5 protein-coding genes are annotated in these 19,987 nt (G+C 58.5%); 4 read left to right on the top strand and 1 reads right to left on the bottom strand.

All coding sequences use genetic code 11. The features are described 5' to 3' along the window. The first annotated feature begins 187 nt into the window (after positions 1–187). The 4 genes from NHH88_19450 (at position 188) to NHH88_19435 (ending at position 17,697) form a co-directional block, all read left to right on the top strand. A complete protein-coding gene (locus NHH88_19450; GenBank protein USX11873.1) occupies positions 188–11,029 on the top strand; it encodes a polymorphic toxin-type HINT domain-containing protein in 10,842 nt (3,613 codons plus the stop codon). Positions 11,030–12,372: 1,343 nt separating this feature from the next. Next, the gene (locus NHH88_19445; protein ID USX11872.1) at positions 12,373–15,606 is read left to right on the top strand and encodes a polymorphic toxin type 24 domain-containing protein; all 3,234 of its coding nucleotides are present in this window, start codon (positions 12,373–12,375) and stop codon (positions 15,604–15,606) included. A gap of 1 nt (position 15,607) precedes the next feature. Further along, complete coding sequence (locus NHH88_19440; GenBank protein USX11871.1) at positions 15,608–16,057, top strand: hypothetical protein; 450 nt, start codon at positions 15,608–15,610, stop codon at positions 16,055–16,057. 1,439 nt (positions 16,058–17,496) lie between these two features. Then, entirely contained in the window at positions 17,497–17,697 is a 201-nt protein-coding gene (locus NHH88_19435) for a hypothetical protein (GenBank protein USX11870.1), read from the top strand. On the opposite strand, the gene NHH88_19430 is transcribed toward NHH88_19435, so the two are convergent. Next, positions 17,681–19,975, bottom strand: coding sequence for a TonB-dependent receptor (locus tag NHH88_19430; protein USX11869.1), 2,295 nt, complete (start codon positions 19,973–19,975; stop codon positions 17,681–17,683). The genes NHH88_19435 and NHH88_19430 overlap by 17 nt on opposite strands. Positions 19,976–19,987: the final 12 nt, after the last annotated feature.

Genomic DNA, 19,987 nt, shown 5'->3' with positions numbered 1-19,987 from the left:
GTCCATGCGCTCTTTCTTCCGAATTACTTCCTCTAGTCTCTCACGCTTTAATCGCCTGATGATCGGTAGCGTTATTCTCGGCATTTCCCTTGTTCATGTCGCCGCTTGGGGGAAGGAGGGAGCGGCTATAGTTAGTGCGCCACAAATAGCTCCGATGGATGTCGGCTCCACAAGGGCAGTCTCCATAATGATGAAAAATACGGGAGATGTAAATTGGAATGCGGGTAGCGAATATGTGCTGGTTTCTCTCGGTGATAATTGGGGTGTTACCTCGATAAACATGCCAGATTTTGTCCCGCCTGGGGATCCGGCCACGTTTAACTTCAACATCAAGGCTCCAGCGGTTTCAGGGGTTTACAGTTATAAATGGCAGTTACGCAAAAACGGGGCCGCATTCGGCTCAATTGTCAGCCAGCAGATTACTGTGAATCCTGTGGGCACCAACACACCGCCGACGGCGGCTTGGATAACACCACAAATCAGCTCGGTGAAGTACTGGGTAACGACGGGAGCAAAGGCGGCCGTTCAACTCAGTGCGGCTGGCAGAGACAACGATCCGGGCGGTTCAGTCACGTCGATGCAAGTTTTCAGGAATGGGGAAACCACGCCATTGCTTGACCGGGCCGGAGCGAGCTTCAACGAGAGTGTGCTGTTGGGTGCTGGCACTTACAACCTGTATGCGCAGGCAAAGGATAATTTTGGCGCGGTGGGCAAGAGCGGTCTCGTGGAAATTCGCGTATTGGAACCGAGCGGATCAGTCAGATTTAATTCAGTGACACCGTCAAGCCTGACCGGGGTCGCATTGGCTGGAAATAAAGTCACGTCCACCATCGCATATAAGGCCGAAACAGTTGACCCGGAATTCTGGGTGGAGAAGGTCGAATTGATGAGGGTCGGTACGTCGACGCCGCTGGCTAGTCGCAACTGTACTATCCAGAGAAACGCTAATAACGAACCCATACACTCAATATGTGATGGCAGTGTTTCCTATGATTTCGCGATCGGAACACATGATGTATTTTTGCGTGCCACGATGTTCTCGAACATCTATTCGAACTCCGCGCAATTGAGATTTGTAATTTCTGAGAATGCAGCGCCAACCGCTTCCATATCCGTGCCGGTGAAGAACTACGTGGTTGCAGCGAATACCTCTGCCTCTGTCCCCATGACTTTGTCCGGCAGCGATGTCGACGGCATAGTTAAACAGCTTACGCTGTATCGTGATGGTGCCTTGGCGGCGAGCGGTCCAGCCAGCAGCAGCGCGACTGCGCAATGGCCGACATCGCTGACGTTGCCCGTCGGCCAATACAATTTGCAAGCTCGTGCGATCGACAATTTCAATGTATCCAGCCCGCTCAGCGCCGGCCAGATCGTTAAGATTTCGCCGAACACACTTCCAACAGCCAGCCTTTCCGTCGTCGGCGGCAAACTTAGCTATAAAGTTCCGCCGAATGGCCAGGCGAGCGTGTCGTTCAGCGGCACCATCAGCGATAGTGACGGCACCGTTAGGCGATGGGATATCGTCGAGGGCGCAGGCTCGCTGGCATTCGCTAACGTCAACAGCGCAACCGTTGCGGTAAGCCAAACGCTAAATTTCGTCAAAGGCGAACACCAAATCCGACTCAAGGCCATCGACAACTTGGGTGAAATTTCGTACAGCGCACCGATTGTTATCACGGTGACTGAGGATGATCCCAACGTCAAGCCCACCGCCACAATGACGGCGCCGACGCTGGCGAAAAGCTACTCAGTCGGCATCAACGGCACGGTGGCGGTGACCGTATCCGGTTGGGGAAGCGACACAGACGGCTGGATGAGCCGAATGGAAGTACTTCGCAATGGAGTAAGTCAAGCCGGCGTCTCCGGCAGCACGATTGACCATGTGCTCACGCTGGAAAGCGGACAACACGATATTGCCGTTAGAGCCATCGACAATGCCGGCGGATTTAGCGACAGCACGGCCGTACGTATCACGGTGAATGCGGCCAACGGCGGCGCCCAAATCAGTGACTGGATGGCCACTCCCAATGGCGGCGTTGTGACTTCAACCGGCACCTTACCTGTGCGCGTAAGTGGTACCGCCATTGCCGCAACTAGCGATGATGCCGTCCAACGTGTCGAGGTCTGGGACGACATCAGTAACAAGCTGCTAGACGCGAGCAACTATACCCTGCAGTGGAGCGCGGGGCATGAAGTGCCAATTAACACGGTTCGCAAATACAGCATGCAGCTGAATCTGACTCCGGGCGACTACAGTTTGTACTTCCGCGCGGCGACCTACAACGGTGGGACTGGGCAGTCGGCCAAGCTGCCGGTCAAGATCACGAGCGCGGCGGGAGCACCCGCTGTTCAGATGACCTCGCCAGTAGAATCAGGGATTTATGAGGTGACCGCAGGTGACACCGCGCCGGTGACAATTATCGGCAGCGCCAGCGCCGCCAACGGCATCAAGGTACTGGAGGTCATCGACAACGATGCTGTGATCGACAGCATGACCACAGCCGAGGTCAATAAAACGTACCAGTTGAGCGCCGGTCCACACAGACTGGTGCTGCGCGTAGTCGATAACCAAAATAACACGATGCTCAGCGCAGCGGCGCTTATCACGGTGCTCGAATCGAATGCAAAAATTCTATTCACCTCCCCGGCGAATGGCCTCAAAGTAGTAATGCCGTGGGGAGGCACCGTAGCGAAGTTAAGTGTGACGGGGTCAGTGCAGGCGGGGTCTGCTGCAGTTATCAAGTTTCACGGTATGCTGGACAATGTAGCCGCTTGCGAACTCTCGGTCACGGGTGTATCGACTTGCTCCTTTAATGCGGCGCTGGGGGCGCATGAGCTGAGGTTGCGTGCCACCGACAAAAACGGAAGATTCACCTTTAGCGAACCTCGCAACGTTACCGTCGTGCCCACTGGGGCGGCGCATACGATTACATTGAGCGCGCCACTCGCCAACAGCGTGATCAACACAAATTTACCTACCGCGCCGGTTAGGGTGCGGGGCGTCGTCTCCTCGCCAAGCGGCCCCATCGTTTCGTACGACATACTGGATTCGTACACTAAGATTGGCGAGGGCACCGGAGGTACCATCGATCAAGTTGTAGAGCTGGCGCCAGGTGCGCATGCGCTTATGATCAGGTCGACCGATAGCGTGGGGGTGGAATGGTTATGGGCTAGCCGCAATGTCACCGTCGTCTCCTCAACCATCATGGGTGGTTTGGCGGGCGTGCGTATCGAGGCGGATGGCACACCACAGCTGGTGGGATGGGCGTGCCAGAAAACCAAAGCCGACGCGGTAACGTACGAAGTCTATGTGAACGCGGCCCCCGATGCCGGTGGTACATTGCTGGGATCGGGTAGCGCGAATATCGCCACCGAGCTCAACAACGCGACCATCGCTTCAGGCTGCGGCACGCCGAATGCCGGCCATCATTTTAAATTTGACCTCAGTCCCTTCGTTACCCAATATCCGGGCTCGCCATTGTTTGTGAAGGCTAGTTTGAACGGGGAGGTAGCGCTGGTGCCGTGCGAGGAAAACCTGTGCACCATGCCGAACAGCATGCGTGTGGGTTTGACCACGCCGCTGACCGGCGACCGTTTCTTTGGCACTTCCACGGTGTTCAGCCGGCTGCAAATCAGTACCATCACCGGCACACCGGACGAAGTCGCTTTCAATATCGACGGCGAATGGATCACCGGACAACCCGACGCCGCCGCGGGCGCGTATTACGCCAGCAAGGTAGGGCTAGCACCCCGGGCCGCCCCGTATATCGTATTCGGTCGTGTGCGTCAGGGCAACGTCACGCTCAACACGGTGGAAAGCCAGTTTTACGTGATGCCGTCCAACGGCGTAACACTGGAATTGAAGAGCCCCGCGAATGTCGCCATCGGTGCTCCGATTGCGCTGACCGCCGCCGTTGGCGGAACTTCTGCGGGTGCCACGACTGTCTTGTTCTACGCGAACGGAGTTCTGATAGGAACCGGAAATGTGGCGGCGGACGGAGTCGCCTCGACATCCTGGGCGACCAACGTGGCGGGACGATATAACATTTTCGCTATCGCTGTGAACCAGTCTTCGGCGAGGGTGGCCCAATCGAACGTGACTATTTTGATGGTCGGCACGACAGCCAATGGCGCAAGTTCGCCGGACCCGCTCCCGGTGTCAGTGTCGACACCACACCTTGGCAACGCAAACGCGGGCACCTTGCCCGGCAGCCTGACTGTCTCGCCGGCCGGCGGAGCGAACTACGGCATCGAGATTGCCGTTCCTCCAGGAACGGCCGGACTGCAACCCCAGCTCTCACTCAATTACGACAGCCAAGGCCAGAACAGCTTGCTGGGCGTGGGCTGGACGCTGGGGGGACTGTCGTCGATCCACCGCTGCGGCAAAACCATTGCCCAAGATGAAGTGAACGCGCGCATCGCGTTCAGCACCAACGATCGCTTGTGCCTGGATGGTCAGCGGCTGGTTCTTGTCAACCTCGCTCTCAGCGACGCCAGCTACTGGGCGGATAACGCTGAATACCGCACGGAGATCGACAATTTCAGCCGCATTACCGCGCAATCGACCAGTGGGCGTCGCAGCTTCAAGGTCGAGACCCGGGACGGCCGCGTCATGCTGTTTGGCGCTGCGGACGGGTTTGAAAAGGCCATCGTACAGCCGGTGGCAAGCTCGCGCGATGCGACCACGATGCCGGCGGAAAAGTCCGGCCCGGTATCCTGGAAGCTGGACAAGGTCACCGACCGTTACGGCAACTTCATCGACTTCAGTTACGAGCAAAACGCCACCTCCGGCGAGCACCGGCCGTCGGTGATCCGCTACGGCGGTAACGGCCAGGCGGCGCACGCGGCGGTGGAATTCGGTTACGAGTCCCGTGCAGATGCATGGACGCGCTACACGGACGAAGCGCGCACCGACTTGCGCAATCGAATCAAATCCATCACCACTTACGTTGGCGACAATCTGGGCGGGATAGTCAGCAATGGCACCAAGGTCCGCAGCTACGCGCTGGCTTACGAGCGCAGCCCCTCGAGCGGACGTAGTTTGCTGACGAGTGTGCAGGTGTGTGCGAACCATCCGCAGACGAGCGTGAGCGAGTGTTTGCCGGCGACGCGCTTTGACTGGGGCAAACCGGCGGCTGGAAAACAGGCCGGATTCGAACGCATCGCCGATTGGGCCGGTGCGCCACGGCTTTCCTACTCGAGGTCAGGCGGCGCGTCCGGCTATGAGCACCACATGCATTCAGAGTACTTTGCTTTCATGGATATGGAGAACCATGGGTACACCGACATGCTCGAAAAGCAGAGTTCGCCGCTGGTGTCGACACCTGCGACCTTCCCCAACGCACCGGTAAAGATGCCCAAGTACCGCTACTTCCATAACAATGGGGCGGGCGGCTTTACATCGTACTTTTATGAGTTGAGCACCAAGGAAAACTTCCAGGTGGTTGACCTTGCCGATTTTAATGGCGATGGAGCCCCCGATCTGTATGTCACAACCGACAACGGCCTGAAAATCTGCCTGTCGCCATTGGCGAAGCCGGGCGCGCTCATGGCCGCCGGTTCGACGCTGTCTTTCGATTGCCGTCCAGAGCTTAAAACCACGGGACTGATCAGCTCAAGCAATATGGATATCCCGTTCATCACGGACATCCTTGGCGATGGCCGCGCGGCCCTGTATAGCCGCGTCAGGCTCGACGGCACGGCAACTTTGTGCATTCAAACGGCATGCCAGAATGTGGCCAACCCGCCGCTCGGCGTTCTGGGGGCGACCTATGCCAATGACGGTTCTCCGGAATACGCGCGCAGCAACTACACGACATTCACGGAAATGGTGGACTACACGGGTGTCGGCAAGCCCTACGATACGCGTTGGACCAAAGCACACTTCGTCGATACCACCAATGAAGAGGGCATACATATTCGCCGTTGGGATGCGATGACTCCTACCGTTAGCATGCTCGATGTGCAGGCACCGGGTGTCACTGCGGATGCCGCGCCGATGTTACCGTACCTCTACCGTAGATACAGTCAGGTCGGATCCTCCGCCTGGGGGCAGGTGGACGCGCGCGTGCCATACAAGTTTGACGAGAGCTTCGCCGGTTTGGGACATGCGGGCGATTTCAACGGTACCGGCTACTCGGGGTTGGCATACGGGTTCCTGGAGTACGCCTGGTTGAACAATACCGCGTCGTACAGCAAGGCGGAAATGACGGTATGTCTTTCCACGGGACGGGCGCTTGATTGCCGTGTCCGTCAAAAGTTCAGCGGGCCACGCTATCACGCCGTACGTGGCGTAGGTAACTTTACCGGAGATGGACAGCCATCGATTCTGGTGGAACGGATGAATCTGTCCGCCAGTCCTTTGCCGGAATGGACTGGTGACTTGCTGTTGTGCCGCGTGATGGGTGACGACGTCTCCACGCAGCCCGACGGTGCCGACGATGGCAATATCGCGTGCGATCCGATCTCCGGTATCAATACCAAGAATCGAGGGAATAACGACACCGTGCGCGTCTTCCTCATGGACTTGCTGGGCACGGGCCGCACACAGGTGGTGCGTTATGTCGAAACGGCCACATCCAGCGCTTTGAATCCGACGTCGATCCGCTGGGAAGTGTATCGGCCGATCGATGTTGCCGAGTCCGGTCAATCGCTCGACCGCATCCATCGCGTGACCAACGGCTTGGGCGCCTACGCCTCGGTCGAGTACCAGGACGGCCGTACGACAAACCTTGTCCGTCACAGCGGCACGGTGAGCCACGACTATCCGCGCCATTTGAGCAGCGGCGTCGGCAAGTATGTCAGTCGCTTGGTCGTCGGCAACGGCGCCGGCAGCGACCGTAGCTGGCGTTACGCATATCAGGATCCGGCGATAGATGTCAGCGGGCGCGGATCGCTCGGCTTTGCACAGATGACGGTGACGGATGAGCAGCTGCAGCACGTCACCACGACCACCTATGCGCAAACTTGGCCGCTGACCGGTTCGGTGTTGTCGACGAAGGTCGAGGCCGCCAATGGCATTGTTCTCAGCAATACCGAGAACCGCATGAAAGAATTCAAGATCGCCCAGGCCAACGGCAAGCAAACCAGCTTTGTCGCGTCGATCGGTGGCACCGTCGCGCGCCGCGACCTGAGCGGCGCTGACCTCGGCACCACGACCACGACCGGTGCCAGCGGCATCGCCGACGTCCAGTACGACAGTTGGGGGAATGTGACGCACAGCATGGTCACTGCCACCAGCAGTGTCGATGGCGACAGGTTCGTTACCTCGACGGTCAATGGTTACTATGCACCGGACGCGGCCAATTTCACGAACAGCCTGCTGCGTAACAGCAGTGTCAATAAATGGCAAAGCTCGAACGCCAGCAGTATCACGCGCACCGTCGACTACACCTACGAGACCACCGGCCAATTGAAGTCGGAGACGATCCAATCCGGCGACACGAGCAAATTGATGAAGTTGACCACGGAATACGACCGCGCCGGCAATGCGTTCGGTTTGGTCACCTTGCGCAAGGTCACGTGGCACGATCCGATCCGCGTCTTGGACGTTTCCAAGTCGGAGACGATGAAATACGACAGCCGTGGCCGGTATGTGGAAAGCGCCACGAACGCGTTGACGCAAACGCAGACATTCGCTTTCGACGCCGGCACCGGGGCGCGTACCCGGCTGACCGACACCAACGGACTGGTCACCACCTGGCTCGTGGACGGATTCGGCAGCATTCAGGTGGAGACGCGTCCCGACAAGAACGAGAAGCGCCAGTACCGCAAACAATGCGATGGCACTTGTCCGGGCTACGCGGCAAGCGCGACGGTGATCGAGCAATACAACGGCGCCTCGCGCACGGCCGCGCCGCAGGTCATGTACGCCGACAGCGTCGGCCACGAAGTCGGCGCCCGCACCTGGGGCTTTGACGGCAGGCCCATCTTCGCCGGCAAGCGCTACGACACCCTGGGTCGTCTGAAGGAGGCCGACCAGCCGTCCTACGACGCCTCGGCCGTGCTGGACGCTAGCTATGAATATGACGAGCTGGGGCGCGTGAAAGCCACCACCAAGTATGGCGATGGGATTGCCGAGGTCACCTCGACCACTTACGCCGGCCTCACCATCACGCACAGGAACGCCAAGACCCACCAGCGCGTGGAGCGGCGCGACATACTGGGCCGCACGGTCTCGGTGACCGATGCGCTCAACGGCAAGACCGGCTTCGCCTACGACGCGGCCGGCAACCTGGTGCAAACCCTCGATCCGCTGGGGAATGCAATCGGGGTCCGGTACGACGACCTGGGGCGCAAGATCGAGCTCAACGATCCCGATCTCGGCCGCGTGCTGTACACGGTCGACGCGCTCGGCCAGGTGCGCAAACAGACGAGTAAGGAGCAGGCCAAAAACAGCCAGTTCACGCGCATGGACTACGACTCGCTCGGCCGCCTCGTGGCGCGCGTGGAGGGCAACCTGGATGCGCGTTGGATCTACGACGCCCAGGCCGGGGCCGATTGTAAAACCACCGTTAGTTGCGGCCAGCTGGTGGAGGCCTACACCGGCCCGCCCGCCAGCAAGACCTACCGGCGGTTGCACGCCTACAATGCGCTGGGTCTGCCCGTAGAGACGAAGCAAACGATCAACCTGGTGGTGTTCCGCGCCGGCACCGTGTACGACAGCTGGAGCCGGCCGGTGACGCAGACCTACCAGCGCGAAGGCGGCGCCGAGAAGATCTTTGACCTGCGCTACAACCAATTCGGTTATTTGCAGCGCGTCGAGCGCGGCCCGCTGGTGCTGTGGACGGTCACGGCGCAGGACGCGGCGCAGCGGGTGACATCGCAGCTGCTGGGCAACGGACTGGTGTCGCAACAGGCGTTCGACCCGGGTTCGGGCCGTGTGAAGAGCCTTAGCCTGCAAAAGGCCGACAAGACGCTTCGCTGGTCCGAGGGCTACGACTACGACAAGCTGGGCAGCGTCACGCTGCGCACCCAGGTCTGGGGCGACGCGCGTCTGACGGAAGGGTTCCAATACGACGAGCTGGGTCGTTTGCGCTTCAACACGATCGACGGCGGCCAGCGCGAATTCCGTTACGACGCGGGGGGCAACATCACCTACAAGCAGGACCTGGGCGTCTACACCTATTTGGGCGACGGCAAGTCGACGCGACTGCCGCACGCGGTGCTGAGCATCGCCGGCATCCCCGGCACGTTCGAGTACGACGACAACGGCAACCTGTTGCGCGGCGCCGGCCGAGTCGTCACCTGGAGCAGCTTCGACATGCCGCTGACGATCGCCCGCGGCACCGATACGGCCGCCTTCGCCTACGGCCCCGAGCTGCAGCGCACGCGGCAAACGCGCAATGACGGCATGCTGATCTATGCCGGCGCGCAGGAGGTCGAGACCAAGGCCGGGGAAACCACGGTCAAGACGTACTGGCCGTTCGGCCTGGGCGTGGAGATCGACCGGCCTGGCGTGGCGGCGCCGGAGCTCAACTGGATGCACAAGGACCGCCTGGGCAGCGTGACGGCGCTGTCGGACGTGGACGGCAATTTGCGCGAAGCGCTGGCCTACGATCCGTGGGGCAAGCGGCGCAACCGGGCCGACAGCGGCACGCCCGACGCGCTCGACGGCAAGACGGACAACCGGGGCTTCACCGGCCACGAGATGCTCGACGCGCTCGACCTCGTGCACATGAATGGGCGGGTGTATGATCCGCTGGTGGGGCGCTTCATGTCGGCCGATCCGTTCATTCAAGACCCGTACAACGGGCAGAACTATAGTCGATATAGCTACGTAATGAATAACCCGACCAATATGATCGATCCAACAGGTTTTGTCGGATCGCGAATAGAGGATCAGAATAAAGAGAAAGCGGAAAAGGAAGCGGAAAAGGTGGGGAAAGCGTGCGCTGGCGCTGAAACTTGCAACGTTACGATTAATGGTAAAGTAACGGTTACTATTAAGGCTGGCCAAATTTCGTCGATTAAGCCTGTGCTAACTGCATCCAACGACAATAAGGTCAACGCTAAGTCGCGTGAGTCTACAGCCAACGAAGCTGGTGGCCTATCAGGTATGTGGAAGGGGATTACGGATCATTTTAAGAGTTCGTGGGATTCCGCCAAATCGTCGCTTAGATATCACTTAGATAATCCCCTCGACATCGTTAGCGACACTCTTGACCCGTTCGGTGGTGCAAGTGGCCCGAAAGCACTTGTAGGCCTAGGAAGTAAGTTAATCCAGACAGCAGGCACAGCTGAAAAAGTCATTGATGCATGTTGCTGTTTTCCAGCGGGGACCCCGGTTTCTACTGACCAAGGAATGATTGCGATTGAGAAAATAAAAGTTGGACAGCTAGTTTACTCTCGGGACCCTCAGACTGGCGAAACGGCGTTTAAACCTGTGACTCAATTGATGGTGACTCGCGCTAAGCCTTTATTTAGGCTTGTGACTGAAAACTATGCGGGCCATTTGGAGAGCATGGAGGTTACCGATAATCATCCATACTGGGTAAAGGGTATGGGCTGGGTCGACGCTGAAAAACTTACAACCAATTCGCTGTTGCAGAGTTTGGATGGTCAAGAACTAAAAGTAGTATCGCTAGAAAAACTTGGTCGTAGTGAGGTCACTTATAATTTCACTGTGGCCGACTTCCATACGTATTTTGCCGGAAGTCAAAAAGCCTTTGTTCATAATTGCAGCGGATGCAAACTTGCGGAAGAGGCGGTCACATCATTGTCAAAGATAGCACTCGGTGCGCCTGCTAAAATGCAAGACCATCACCTCCTGCCACAGCAGTTTGATAGATTTTTCGCGCAGCGCGGCATAGATATTCATGCTCATACGGTTACAATAAGTTCGCTATCTCACTTGAAGGGACTGCACGGTGCCGGGCTTGGTAATATGCCTGGAGGTTGGAACCAGCAGTGGGGGCAGTGGATAGCAAATAACCCCAATGCCACGACACAGCAGATTTATCAGAACCTTGGACAGATGATGGTAAACTATAATATTTCACACCTGCCTATTCATTCTTATCGAAAGTGATTAGATTTTATGCGTGACATTCCACCTTTTAGATTGGTCCCTGAACCATTAACAGAGGAGGCGCGGAAGTTGCCTTCGTTTAAGTGGGCGGGTGGTGATATCGGTAGGCGTCATCGCCTTGGAGGCAGTCCTGACTTTATACAGGATTCTGCTATTCCAACTTGTTCTTGCGGCAAAGAGATGAAATTTTATGCGCAAATTGATTCTATAAATGATGAGTTTATTCTCGCTGACTGCGGGATGATCTATGTTTTTGTTTGCTTTGATTGTTTCGAAGTAAAATCTATGCTCCAATCTTTTTAGTTGTCAAGAATATTCATTTTTCTGGGGTGATATCGGAAAATACCGTTTTTTGGACGGCTGTAGTTTTGTTATATTATTTGAAGAAATTACCTGCGAGGACAGGATTGGCCTTGGAAGGTTATTGGTGCGGAGAAATTTGTGAGAGTGGTGTTTGTGTTAGAGGCGAGCTAGATGAGAACCTATTAGGTTGCGCACATGCAACATCTACTTAGTTAGGTATGTGTGGTGGCAGAGTCGCTCGATGTATTAGCTGGAATTTTTAAACTTTCCCTAAAAGTATGTCGCGAATTAAAAAATGGGTCTAATAAAAGATAAATTGATGGATCGAGACTAATGAGAACATTGAATTGCCGATGATCTCGGCCGCACACTGAGCATGTAACGGCCCGACGAGCGGGGCGGCCGTTAATTATGTTTATTTGCTGGTTATTTCGAGGTGAGGTGCTGCCATTTCGGGCAGTCCGGATGGACCTCTGGTGTCAGAATGCCATGACCCCTGCCTCATCAAATAGGCAAAGCGGCGCAAATTATAGGTCGCCGCTTTCCAGCTCAGATACAGCGTGGCGCGCGCCAAGCCGATCGAGCGTGGCGTCTTGCCGCCCAGTTGCGCAAGCCGGCGAAGACATGCTTGACGCGTGCCCTTGGCTAAGCGATGCGGGTGCGCCGTTGCTGGGCACCGGAAAGTGGCTTATCCTTGTTGCCCTTGCGCTGGATATGCACGCGCCAGCCTTTGCCCTTGAGCCGCGCTTCGCGCTCCCCGTCAATGTAGTCCTTGTCGGCGTAAATGTCGCGGCGGGTGTTGGACGGGGGCGATCAGCGTCTCGAAGTGCGGCGTGTCGTGTTGCTGACGGTGCTGATCTTGATCTTCGTTTGCCTCGATCGGCGCCAAGGATTGCGATTCCTGGCCTCGCGATAGACCTGTTCGCGGTGCGCTAGAATCGCTGTGTCGCGGTCGTTATGACGCTGCGCCGGAGTCACGAATTTCAGGCCGCTATGCCGGTGCATCTGGTGTCCTGAATCCGACGTCGATCCGGTGGGAAGTGTATCGGCCGATCAGCCTGCTGCGTAACAGCAGCGTCAATAAATGGCAAAGCTCGAACGCCAGCAGTATCACGCGCACCGTCGACTACACCTACGAGACCACCGGCCAATTGAAGTCGGAGACGATCCAATCCGGCGACACGAGCAAATTGATGAAGTTGACCACGGAATACGGCCGCGCCGGCAATGTGTTCGGTCTGGTTACCTCGCGCAAGGTCACGTGGCACGATCCTATCTGCGTCCTGGACGTTTCCAAGTCGGAGACGATGAAATATGACAGCCGTGGCCGGTATGTGGAAAGTGCCACGAACGCGTTGACGCAAACGCAGACATTCGCTTTCGACGCCGGCACCGGGGCGCGTACCCGGCTGATCGACACCAACGGACTGGTCACCACCTGGCTCGTGGACGGTTTCGGCAGCATCCAGGTGGAGACGCGTCCTGACAAGAACGAGAAGCGCCAGTACCGCAAACAATGCGATGGCACTTGTCCGGGCTACGCGACAAGCGCGACGGTGATCGAGCAATACAACGGCGCCTCGCGCACGGCCGCGCCGCAGGTCATGTACGCCGACAGCGTCGGCCACGAGGTCGGTGCCCGCACCTGGGGCTTTGACGGCAGGCCCATCTTCGCCGGCAAGCGCTACGACACCCTGGGCCGTCTGAAGGAGGCCGACCAGCCGTCCTACGACGCCTCGGCCGTGCTGGACGCCAGCTATGAATATGACGAGCTGGGGCGAGTGAAAGCCACCACCAAGTATGGCGATGGGATTGCCGAGGTCACCTCGACCACTTACGCCGGCCTCACCATCACGCACAGGAACGCCAAGACCCACCAGCGCGTGGAGCGGCGCGACATACTGGGCCGCACGGTCTCGGTGACCGATGCGCTCAACGGCAAGACCGGCTTCGCCTACGACGCGGCCGGCAACCTGGTGCAAACCCTCGATCCGCTGGGGAATGCAATCGGGGTCCGGTACGACGACCTGGGGCGCAAGATCGAGCTCAACGATCCCGATCTCGGCCGCGTGCTGTACACGGTCGACGCGCTCGGCCAGGTGCGCAAACAGACGAGTAAGGAGCAGGCCAAAAACAGCCAGTTCACGCGCATGGACTACGACTCGCTCGGCCGCCTCGTGGCGCGCGTGGAGGGCAACCTGGATGCGCGTTGGATCTACGACGCCCAGGCCGGGGCCGATTGTAAAACCACCGTTAGTTGCGGCCAGCTGGTGGAGGCCTACACCGGCCCGCCCGCCAGCAAGACCTACCGGCGGTTGCACGCCTACAATGCGCTGGGTCTGCCCGTAGAGACGAAGCAAACGATCAACCTGGTGGTGTTCCGCGCCGGCACCGTGTACGACAGCTGGAGCCGGCCGGTGACGCAGACCTACCAGCGCGAAGGCGGCGCCGAGAAGATCTTTGACCTGCGCTACAACCAATTCGGTTATTTGCAGCGCGTCGAGCGCGGCCCGCTGGTGCTGTGGACGGTCACGGCGCAGGACGCGGCGCAGCGGGTGACATCGCAGCTGCTGGGCAACGGACTGGTGTCGCAACAGGCGTTCGACCCGGGTTCGGGCCGTGTGAAGAGCCTTAGCCTGCAAAAGGCCGACAAGACGCTTCGCTGGTCCGAGGGCTACGACTACGACAAGCTGGGCAGCGTCACGCTGCGCACCCAGGTCTGGGGCGACGCGCGTCTGACGGAAGGGTTCCAATACGACGAGCTGGGTCGTTTGCGCTTCAACACGATCGACGGCGGCCAGCGCGAATTCCGTTACGACGCGGGGGGCAACATCACCTACAAGCAGGACCTGGGCGTCTACACCTATTTGGGCGACGGCAAGTCGACGCGACTGCCGCACGCGGTGCTGAGCATCGCCGGCATCCCCGGCACGTTCGAGTACGACGACAACGGCAACCTGTTGCGCGGCGCCGGCCGAGTCGTCACCTGGAGCAGCTTCGACATGCCGCTGACGATCGCCCGCGGCACCGATACGGCCGCCTTCGCCTACGGCCCCGAGCTGCAGCGCACGCGGCAAACGCGCAATGACGGCATGCTGATCTATGCCGGCGCGCAGGAGGTCGAGACCAAGGCCGGGGAAACCACGGTCAAGACGTACTGGCCGTTCGGCCTGGGCGTGGAGATCGACCGGCCTGGCGTGGCGGCGCCGGAGCTCAACTGGATGCACAAGGACCGCCTGGGCAGCGTGACGGCGCTGTCGGACGTGGACGGCAATTTGCGCGAAGCGCTGGCCTACGATCCGTGGGGCAAGCGGCGCAACCGGGCCGACAGCGGCACGCCCGACGCGCTCGACGGCAAGACGGACAACCGGGGCTTCACCGGCCACGAGATGCTCGACGCGCTCGACCTCGTGCACATGAATGGCCGGGTGTATGATCCGCTGGTGGGGCGCTTCATGTCGGCCGACCCGATACTGCAGGATCCCACCAATGGGCAAAGCTATAATCGTTACTCGTATGTTCTGAACAACCCGACGAATTTCACGGACCCAACGGGCTTCGAAACGGTTTGCATGGGCATTACGGGATCTCGGATTCCTGTTTGTATTAGCCTACCCTTCAGTTTGCCGCTGGGATACGGCGCGGAGATAAAGAGGAAGAAGGAAGTTGATGCCCCCAAAATAGACACCAACGGTCAACAGGTTGTGAATCCGAAGGTGCGTACTGATTCGACAAACAACCAAGCAAATGGGGTTGTCGGTTCGAAGACAGCCGCGCCAACCGATGGTACTGCGCTCGGACAACTAGATATCCCGAAAGTGGTTGTGCAAGGTTATCGTCAAGCCATGACAACGTTCGCGGACAACAACCGAGGTATTTATGGATGGGGATGGGCCGTCAACTTAGTCGACAATAACTTCACGCGACCAGACAACTCTGCAGAAACAAAAGTTGCAAATACTCTAGTATTTGCGCTGACAGCGCGTTCATTAAAGGATTTGGTTGCAAAGGGAAGAGGTAAACCACCTGCACCGTTAAAAGAAGCTCAGGGGCGGCCCCACAGTATCATCGAGCGCCCTGGAGCAGACGGTCAATATACAACGTATTTTGAGAACGGTTCATGGAAGCAATATCGTGGTTCGGGGCAAGATCACGGGGGTATTCCTAGGCCAAACGTAAAAGAAGCGGGCGTTAATGAAACGCCGGATGGTCAGATTTTCATTGATAAAGGTCGAGTGCGTCCTGCAACAAGTGATGAGATTCCGGGGAATTAAAATGACTGATAGAAATATTTTTGGCTTTTCAGAGTTTTGCAATGCTAACCCTGGTAGAAATGTCGGGGGCTACGATTACGTACACGCGGTTCATAAAACGGCGAATTTATCTGGCGATTTTTTGATCTGGTTCGGGAAGCTAATGTGGCCACAGTTGGTTGAGATGAACGGGTTAATCTATATTTCTGATTTATATAGCAATGAGAGATACGAAAACTTTATAAGCGGAGGTCGGTCTAAAAAACAAGCTCAGTTCTGGATGAATCTTCTAGAAATATCGGGAATTTTTGACGATTTGCCGGATGAACAAATGAAACTGTTGGCGAAAAATATTGCGGAGTGTTGGTCAGCAAAAATTCGTCAAGATTTTGGTGAAAATCATGAAGGAGCTCGAGTCATAGTTGATGAAGAGAATGGAGAGGTTTTTGTTGTGGTCGGGTGGCCAGATTAGGTTCGGAAAGCAGCGGATTCCAAGACCATTTGTGCAGATCGCCAGGTGATCCACTACAGGGCATCGTGCAGGAATTCCCTGATTACGGAACCAATGAACGCGGCGAGCAGGTAGAGTGAACTAGTGCTAGGCGTGTCGAAATGCACGATCGCTCGTCAGGTGAAGTTGGGACGACGATTGATTGATCGACATAATATTCCGCTTTCAGCCTTGCAGGGAATTGCCAAAAGACACTATGCTCTCGAGGGTGGGTTGCATCTATTTCAATTTTATGATGCCCCACGAGATTGGTGGTCAAATGATTTGGTAAGTCTGCCAGGAATATTCAATGTGGAAATGGCTCGTGCGGAGTTGGCTACTGCTAAAAATTTTGTCGAATTTAATTTGCTTCTAAAGGGATTGAAGTAAGCGGATGAAGAGTATGGCGTCGGGCGAAGCAGTCACGGGGCGATGGCGATACGACGTGCAATGAGGCCGGTCCGGCATTCCGACACGGCCTCGGCTGTAGATGGGCGGACGACCTGACCAGTCGCTGCGCAATCCCGCCAGCCGCTGCGCGGACGGTAACGACCACGCTTGGTTCGTTCGCGGGCCACGGGGCGCGCGGTGCGTCGCACCGCTTGCCGCCGCGCTGCGCCGTCAGCCGGTCAACCCGAGCAAAGGCACAGCCTCCGGGGTAAATCGCGCGCGTTGCGCGCGCTTTACTTTAACATAACGCCGCATTCCGCAGCGGTCCCCCCAGTCGTTGCGCTGCGCTCCACTTGCTGGGGCGACCGCTGCGCGCCCTGCGGGTTCGCGGAACGAGGCGTTATGTCTTGCGCCCCTGCGCGGCTGCCAGGCCGTCATGTGCGCCTTGAGGGCGCATCAAGTGGTCAGCGTCACGGCGTGCGCGCCTGCGGCGCCCACGGCCGCGCGCTGCCGTCAGTCAGGGTGAAAGCGCAAGCCGGTCAGGTGCACAGGGCGCGCTGCGGCACCCGCGCCTCCGCTTGCCGCCGCGCTTCGCCGTTAGTCAGGTCGAACGCAACCCCAACCCCAAGTCTGTAGTATCGGAATACCAAAACAGGTGAGATTTTTGAGCGAAGCGATACTAATCACACCGACAAAGTCGGTGAATGGACGGTTGGAACGAGGCTAGCGCAGTCGCCACGCCCCACCGATAAGATCATGTCAACGAAGATGAGGTGGGCCGGTTTGGTGATACGCAGGCAGACATAAGGGCTTCGAGCTTAGTGGACTTTTTGCTCGCGCATTTCAGCTAACTACGGAACTGCCTCATTTGCTTCAGCGATCGAAAGTGTCCTACGAGACTTGGTTCAAGTTCCGGCACGTTCGCTCGGAATAGACGTTGTGCGGAAACTGGTCGTCGCACGAATGCTTGTGTATGGTCTGAAAGGCCATCGTTTTCTGACTTCGATGCGGAAGGTTGATCTTCTATCCGCATGACTGGCATCGATGTCATTTGTTTTGGCGATAAGCCTAGCATGGATGTTGCACTGGAATTTCTGGACCAGTCAGCGAGGATCGAGGGGGCGCAGCTCGGTCATCGCCAAGTGATTGGTGAAAAAGACGCTGCAGATCTTGCCCGCTTCCTAAGCGCCGATCCTTGGCCCAGCCCCGTCAAGCTCAGAATTCGTATTTGACGCGCACCCCCACGTAGCGCTGCGAGTTGCGCGGCAGGGTTTGCGTCATCACGTGCGCGCCGCGATAAAAGTTGAAGTTGTCGCCGATGAAGGTCGCATAGCTTTTGTCGAACATGTTGTTGACGTACAAGGTGACCTTGAAACCGCGCGCCGCGTCGTTCAGCGCGATGCTGCCGTTGACGACGCCATAGCTTTTCTGCACCGTCAGTGGATTGTTGCCCAGGTCGAAGTTGACCGCCGACTGGTGCTGATAGTTGATATTGGCGATGCCGTTGTAACTGTCGAACAGCGGGAAGTTGTAGGTCGCGCCCAGGCCGATCTTGAGCTTCGGCGCGTTGGCCAGGCGCTTGCCTGCCAGGTCCTGCACCGACGCGGTGCCCACTTGCCGGCAGCCCTCGGCCAGCGTCTGGCCCGGATAGCAGTTCGCCAGCGGGAATTCCTTGACAATGGCGTCGACCCAGGCGAGCGAGCCTTCCAGCAGCAGCGTGTTGATCGGCTTGCCGGCCAGTTCCAGTTCCACGCCGCGCGTGCGTAGCGCGCCGACGTTCATGACGGCGTTTTGCGTCAGGTTGGTGACCGGATCGATGCGGTTGGACTGCGCTTGGAAATCGTCGTAATCGGTGTGGAAGGCGGTGGCGTTCACTTGCAGGCGGTTTTGCAGGAATCGGCTTTTCAGGCCGATCTCGTAAGCCTTCGAGGTTTCCGGCGCGACCGGCAGGCGTACCCTTGACTGGTCGAAGCCGGTGGAGATGTCGTAGCCCGCGCCCTTGTAGCCGGTGGCGTAAGAGCCGTACACCATGACGTTTTTGGCCACGTCATGCTGCAGCGCCAGCTTGCCGGTGACGACGCTGTCGGTGTTCTTGCCGGTGAAGTGGGTCGGCGTGGCCGGTACGCGATTGGTGAAATCGACGTCGATGGTTTCGCGGTTGTAGCGCAAGCCGGCGTTGAGGCGCGTGGACGGCGTGAGCTTGTAGTCCGCCTGCGTGAAGGCGGCCAGCGTGCGGTTGCCGGCGCTGGCCTCCCAGCGCGCCGGCGACAAGGTCGGCGCGCGGGTGAAGGCGCGGTCGTTGTCCGAATCGGAGAAGTACAAGCCGCCGAGATAGTTGAACCGGCCGTCGCCGTTGGAGGTGAGGCGCAGCTCCTGCGTCAGCATCTTCGAGCGGTAGGGGCCGCCTTGCGTGACGCCGCCGTGGCTGGCGCCGCGCGTGAGGGCGCCGACCAGATCGGTTTCGCTGCCGTCGTAGTCGGCGAGGAATTCATACTTCCAGTCCTGCCAGGTGGTCACCGAGGTCAAGGTGTGCAGGTCGCGCTTCCAGCTCAGCGTGCCGCTGACGCTGGCGTTGCGGTTGTCCGCGTAGCCGGGATCGTCCATGCGTACATCGCGGTTCTCCGGTCCTGGTGTTACACCAGAGAGGGCCGGGGCCAGCGGCGCCACGTTTTGCTGGCTGGCGCCAGGCGGCACCGCGCGCAGCGTGGTCACCGGTCCCTCGACCCGGCGGGTGTTGTAGTCGGCGATGAGCTTGCCTTCCAGCCCGTCCGCGCCCTTGAAGTCCAGCCGCGCGCGCAGTCCCTTGGCGCGGTCGCCGTTGAGATCGGTGCCGTGGGTCAGGTTGCGGATCTCGCCGTCGCGCTGCGCGGTGTAGGCGTTCAGGCGGAAACCGAGGCGCTCGCCCAGCGGGCCGGAGACGCCGGCGTCGATCCGCCGCTCGTGGTCGCTGGTGACGGCGATCTGCCCATGCCCCTCCAAAATCTCGGCCGATGGCTTGGTAACGACGTTGATCACGCCCGCCGATGAGTTTTTGCCGAACAGCGTGCCCTGCGGCCCCCGCAGCACCTCGATGCGTTCTATATCGCTCAGGTTGGAGAACGCCTGCGCCTGCTGGATGACCGGCACGTCGTCGACGATGACGGACACCGCCGATTCGATTCCGATGCTGTAGGCAAAGGTGCCGATGCCGCGCAGGGCGATGGTGCTGTTGTTCGGATTCTGATTCAATGTCATCGACGGCGCGACCCGGGTCAGGTCGCTGAAGTCGACGATTTGTTGGTTTTCGATGGCGCGCGCGTCGACCGTGTTGACCGCGACCGGCACGTCCTGCATCGACTGCGGGCGTTTCTGGGCGGTGACGACCACGCTTTGCAAGCCAGCCTCGGCTTGCGCCGGGGGCGTCTGCGCCAACGCATGATGGATCCAGCATGCGCCGAGGGCCGCCATCGCGCCCGCACGGGCGAAAGGTTTTAGTCGCGGCAGGGCCGCCGGATGTGCTGGGGATTTCATGTCGTCTCCTGA

The organism is Oxalobacteraceae bacterium OTU3CAMAD1, assembly GCA_024123915.1.
Classification (GTDB): Bacteria; Pseudomonadota; Gammaproteobacteria; order Burkholderiales; family Burkholderiaceae_D; genus Rugamonas.
Note: the sequence above shows the minus strand (reverse complement) of the source record. Positions and strands in the feature narration are given on the sequence as shown.